Source organism: Streptomyces sp. NPDC054863 (genome assembly GCF_053610825.1).
Map to the genome: position 1 here is coordinate 1 of NZ_JBSGZD010000371.1, position 1,765 is coordinate 1,765.

Here is a 1,765-nt window from a genome sequence, read left to right on the forward strand (position 1 = left end):
CCGACGGACAGCGCTCCCTGGGCTACCGGGAACTCGACGAGGCGGCGAACCGGCTCGCCCGGCTGATGCTGCGCCGCGGCGTGCGCCCCGGGGACCCGGTCGCCGTGGCGCTGCCGCGCGGCACCGACCTGCTCGTCGCGCTGCTCGCCGCCCTGAAGGCGGGCGCCTGTTACGTACCGGTCGATCTGGACTACCCGGCGGAACGCGTCGCGTTCATGCTCGACGACGCGGCCCCCCGGCTCGTCGTCTGCGCCGACGGGGCCCGCCCGGGGCTCGCCGGGCACCCGTCGCTGCTCCCCCTGGGCGACCCCGCCGTCCAGGCCGAGCTGACGCCGCTGTCCGCGCACCCGGTGACCGACATCGAGCGCGGCCGGCCGCTTCGGCCGGAGGATCTCGCGTACGTCATCTACACCTCCGGGTCCACCGGCCGTCCCAAGGGCGTCGCGGTGGAGCACCGTACGGTCGACGGCTACCTCGCCTTCGCGAGCACGGCGTACCCCGGCCTCGCCGAACAGGCGCTGGTGCACTCACCGCCCTCCTTCGACCTGACCGTCACCGGCCTCTTCGGCCCGCTCGTCGCGGGCGGGCTGGTGCGGGTCGTCGACCTGGAGGACTTCGACGCCCCGGCCGGCGGCGGGCGTCCGCCCTCGTTCGTGAAGGCCACCCCCAGCCACCTGCCGATCCTGGTGGCGTCGGACGACTGGTACTCCCCGTCCGGCGAACTGGTGCTCGGCGGCGAGCAGTTGACGGGTGAGGCGCTGGCGGAGTGGCGCGCCCGCCACCCGGGAGCGACGGTCGTGAACGAGTACGGCCCCACCGAGGCGACCGTGGGCTGCACGGAGTACCGGCTGGAGCCCGGCGACCCGCTGCCGCAGGGCGCGGTGCCGATCGGCGTGCCCGTGCCCGACGCCCGGATCTACGTCCTCGACGGCTTCCTGCGCCCCGTGCCCGCGGGCGTGCCCGGCGAGCTGTACATCGGCGGCGACGTCCTCGCCCGCGGGTACGTCAACCGCCCGGGGCTGTCCGCGGCACGCTTCGTCGCCGACCCGTTCTGCGCCCCCGGCGGCCGGATGTACCGCACCGGGGACAGCGCCTGGTGGCGGCCCGACGGGACACTGATGTACGGCGGCCGGCTGGACGACCAGGTCAAGGTCCGCGGCTACCGGATCGAGCTGGGCGAGGTCGAGAGCGCGCTCGTGGCCGACCCGGCCGTCGCCCGGGCCGCGGTGGCCGTACGGGAGGACCGGCTCGGGACGCCCCGGCTGGTGGCCTACGTGGTGGCCTCCGACGTCCCGGGGAGCGACCCGGCGGGGCTCGCGGAACGGATCGCGGCGCGGCTGCCCGCGTACCTGGTCCCGTCGGCGTTCGTCACGCTGCCCGCGCTGCCCGTGACCCCCAACGGCAAGGTGGACCGGGCGGCACTCCCCGTGCACGAGCCGGCCCCCGTCGAGTCCCCCCGACCGACCCCGAAGCCGACTCCGGGAACCACTGGAACCGCTGCAACCACTGGACCCGCTGCAACCGCTGTACGAAAGGAAGCCGAGGCGCCCGCACCGGCCCGGGAACCCGAAGCCACCGCCGGAGCCGACAGAACCGGCGGAACCGACGGAACCGGGGCATCCGGCCAGAACGCGGCGGACACCCTCACCCAGCTCTTCGCTCAAGTCCTGCACCTGGACAACACCGGGCCCGAAGACGACTTCTTCACCCTCGGCGGAGACTCCATCACCGCCATCCAACTCGTCGCCCGCGCCCGCAAAGCAGG

Annotated in this window: 1 protein-coding gene; it reads left to right on the forward strand. The window is 74.9% G+C overall.

Annotation, left to right across the window (positions count from 1 at the left end; translation table 11 throughout):
* Positions 1 to 1,765: amino acid adenylation domain-containing protein (locus ACWGIG_RS35405; protein WP_453325813.1), on the forward strand; the 1,765-nt coding region annotated here is incomplete at both ends.